The sequence below is a fragment of the Accumulibacter sp. genome, from assembly GCF_036625275.1.
Classification (GTDB): Bacteria; Pseudomonadota; Gammaproteobacteria; order Burkholderiales; family Rhodocyclaceae; genus Accumulibacter.
In genome coordinates this window covers 1-3815 of the sequence record NZ_JAZKUD010000166.1, presented here as the reverse complement: position 1 = coordinate 3815, position 3815 = coordinate 1, and the positions used below count along the sequence as shown (strand labels likewise).

The 3815-nt window shown below is 65.8% G+C and carries 2 protein-coding genes; both read right to left on the bottom strand.

Annotation, left to right across the window (positions count from 1 at the left end):
- A partial coding sequence (locus V5B39_RS21995) for an aconitase family protein (RefSeq protein WP_332344945.1) occupies window positions 1-883 on the bottom strand: 883 nt, incomplete at its 3' end.
- Between the two features lie 533 nt (window positions 884-1416).
- The coding region (locus V5B39_RS21990; RefSeq protein ID WP_332344944.1) for a class I SAM-dependent DNA methyltransferase at window positions 1417-3815 on the bottom strand (2399 nt) is incomplete at its 5' end.

Genomic DNA, 3815 nt, shown 5'->3' with positions numbered 1-3815 from the left:
CGGGATTGGTGCCGAAGGTGATCATCGGTTCGAGCGCGGACGCGTCGAGGGTGATGGTATGGTCGTAGGTAGCGCCCGGATCGCTGGCGAGCGTTCTCCAGCGGGCGACGGCCTGGTCCCATTCGGCGCCGGCGGGGGCGTGCTCGCGACCGGCGAGGTAGTCAAAAGTGATGTCGTCGGGGGTAATCATGCCGGCGCGGGCGCCGGCTTCGATCGACATGTTGCAGACCGTCATGCGCTGCTCCATGGTCAACCCGCGGATCGCGGAGCCGGTATATTCGAAGACATAGCCGGTGCCACCGCCGACCCCGATCCGGGCGATCAGCGCCAGGATCAGGTCCTTGGCCGAGACGCCGGCCGGCAGGTCGCCATCGACGCGCACTTCACAGGTTTTCGGCCGGGTCTGCAGCAGGCACTGGGCGGCGAGGACGTGCTCGACCTCGCTGGTGCCGATGCCGAACGCCAGCGCGCCAAACGCCCCGTGAGTGGCGGTGTGGCTGTCGCCGCAGACGATGGTCATGCCCGGCTGGGTCAGGCCCAGTTCCGGGCCGATGACATGAACGATGCCGCGATGGGCGCTGGCCATGCCGTGCAGCGTGATGCCGAACTCGGCGGCATTCGCCTCCATCTGCCGGATTTGCGCAGCCGCCAGCGGGTCGGCGATCGGCACGCTGAGCGGCGTCGTCGGGATGGAGTGATCCATCGTGGCGACGGTACGCGCCGGACGACGGACCTTCAGACCGCGCTGGCGGAGGCCGGTAAAGGCCTGCGGCGAAGTGACTTCGTGCACCAGGTGGAGGTCGATATACAGGATGGCCGGAGAATCGGGTCGTTCGGCAACGACATGCGACTCCCAGACTTTTTCAAAGAGTGTTTTTGGCATGACCAGTCGGTGTCAGTGAGGTGAACTGTGATTCCCGGCAGGCTGCCGGAGATCATGGCGAGGGCGTCGACCGTCTGCTGGCTGCCATTCCTGGCACCAGCTGCGCGTGTCGGCGCGGAGACGAATTTTCCCACGGTTTCCGGATTGGCGATAGCCGGCAATTCCGGTTTGCCGTCGGCGCCCTGACTGAGCTGCCGACCATGGAACGGCTGCGGCCAACGCAATCATCGCCAGCGAATGGAAAAAAATCCGCGCCCGGCATCCCGGCATCAGCCTCGATTTCTCGGGCGAACTGGAGGGCATCGAGGAACGCCTGGCGGTGATGCAGACGCTCTTCCTGCTCGGCGTAGGCATCATCTGCCTGATTCTCGCCGCGCAGTTCGCCAGCTACTGGCAGCCGCTGATGATCCTGGTCGCCGTGCCGCTGCTCTCGGTTGCGTCATGCGCCAGCGCAAGCCGGTCGCCAGGGCCTCGCTGCTGCTGCGTTTCCCGCTACGCCTGCGGCGTGGCGAATGACCCGCGAGAGAGACCGATCACAACGCTCCTGACACCTCGCCGACGCCAGCCACCCGCGCACCCTGCCGGCGCACGCGGCCCAGCGCTTCCAGCGTGTCGAGGATCTGCGGCAGGCGTTTCTTCCACGAGCCCTTGCCGGTAAAGCGCGCAGCGAGTTCGCCCTCGGTGAGCGGCAGCGGCGCAGCGGCGAGCAGACGGGCGACTGCTGCCACCTGCTCCGGCAGCGTCGCGGGCCAGGGTAGACGCTGCACCGCGGGCGCCGATGGGGTGTCGCCGGGAAGCGCATCCTGCCGGCCGTCGTCGAGGACCATGTCCGCTTGCCGCGGCTGTGCGCTCGGCTGCTGGTAATCGGGACGCAGCCAGCGAATGTGGCCTTGCGCCTCTTCCGCCGCGCGTTCGGCGTTGAGCGCGACCAAGCGGACGAGCACCGTTTCCTCAGCGACCGCCTTCTGCGCCGCATCGGCGTGTGCTGCCAGCCGCGGTGCGAGGTCGCTCCAGCCATAGGCATCGAGCACGGCGACGTCGAGTTCGTCGTGCAGCGATTTCAACACGCTCACCAGTCCCTGCTCGTGGATGGTCTTGTCCTTCGCGTTGAGCGCCTCGCCGCGGCGGAGCTTTTCGAGCACGTTGTACATGCCGGTCAACGTCAGCGCCGGATGCACGGCCTGCTGGCGCTTGCGGTGCGCGTCCAGTTGTTCGGCGAGGTCGCGGATGCGGGCGACCTGGTCTGGGGTGGCAATGGGGAAGGCAAAGGTCTCAAAGCATCTCGTGATGTTGTAGCGCGGTCGGTCTTCGAGCGTCCCACCCGCTGCAAGCGCCCAAACAGAGTGGGGCGACGACGAAAGTATGCCCAGCATAAAGGCGTCGCCAGAGGCAATGGTCACCAAGCCTTGGTCAGGGAGAATGGTGCCGGCAATGAACTGAAAAACTCGGTGCTTTGCCGTGAGGGCGGTGACAAGGTAACGCGACAGATCGCGAATTGCTGCACGCATCGACGGCTGGTTTTCACCAAGGATCCACCAGTTGTCGCGGTAGCTTTGGCGCGCATTTTGATCACGTTCTGGTTTTACCCGTTCATGAAGCCATTGAAAGGCCCCAGGATGATGGCTGCGCACTTCTTCGGCACTGAAACCGAAGAAGTCGATGACCATGACGCCGCGTGGCTTGTCAGTCAGGTCCTTGCCGTTTCGATACGGCCGTATTCGGTCGCAGGGTTGCAGTTGCATGGCTTCCTGTGGTGTGACAACGAAGCCAGCGCCGAATACTTGGACACCACGGTTGGCAATGCCCGAGTTGGCTTTCAGCGCCACGGCTGCCGCAACCTTGGCGCCAATCCGCAAATCAGCGTGTATCAGCCCGACCTGTTCCTGCAGCGTCACCTCCAGCCCTTCGCCTCTCCCCTCCTGCTCGTCGCTTACGCTCAGCAACCGCCCCTCGCCACCACCCACCGTGCCGACGGTCATCGCGATGCGCACGGCGGCGCCGTCGGCGCTGTCGACCCAGGGGTGATCGGGCACGGCGAAGGCAAGCGAAATGCCGTTGTCGAGCGCAGACTGCACGACGCGGCGATTGAAGGTCTGCTTCAGGCTGTTGGTCGTGATCAGGCCAAAGCGCTGCGCCTTCCCCGTCGCCACGAGTTGCGCGGCATGATGCCACCAGAACATCACCAGGTCGGCCGATTCGGGAACAGCTTGCCAGGTCTTGCGCAAGGCCTCGACGTAACCGTCACCCAGCGCGGCGCGCATGCCGCCGGCGCCGATGAACGGCGGATTGCCGACGATGAAGTCCGCCTGCGGCCACTCCGCCTGACGAGGATTGATGTAGCGCTGCAGCGGCAGGCGGGCGTTCTCGTCGGGCACGGGTTCGCCGGTCACCGGATGGGGCTTGGTCGTTACCCCGTCCCAGCGGCTGACCGGCCGGCCGTGCTCGTCGAGGACGGTTTCGACCGCATCGCAGGCCAGCACGGCGTCGCGGCATTCGATGTTGCGAAAGTCCTTGAGGATCGGCTGCGGCGGCAGGCCGCTGCCGTTGGTGCGGAAGTGCCACTGCAGGTAACCGATCCAGAGCACGAGTTCGGCGATCGCCGCGGCGCGCGGGTTGAGTTCGAGACCGAGGAACTGGTGCGGGTCGACGGTCAGGCCTTCGGCTTCGAGACGCTGCTGGGAACCGCCAGCCGCCCGGCCGAAAGCGTGCAGTTGATCGAGCACCTCGCCTTCGAGGCGCTTCAGGTGTTCGAGCGTGACGTAGAGAAAGTTTGCCGAGCCGCAGGCCGGATCGAGCACGCGCACCTGGCACAGGCGGTGATGGAAAGCATCGACCTCGGCGCGCGCGGCATCGAGCCGGCCTTCGTTGGCGAGCAGCAGCGCCGCCGCCTGGACGTTGCGCCAGTCGCTGCGCAACGGTTCGACGACGGTCG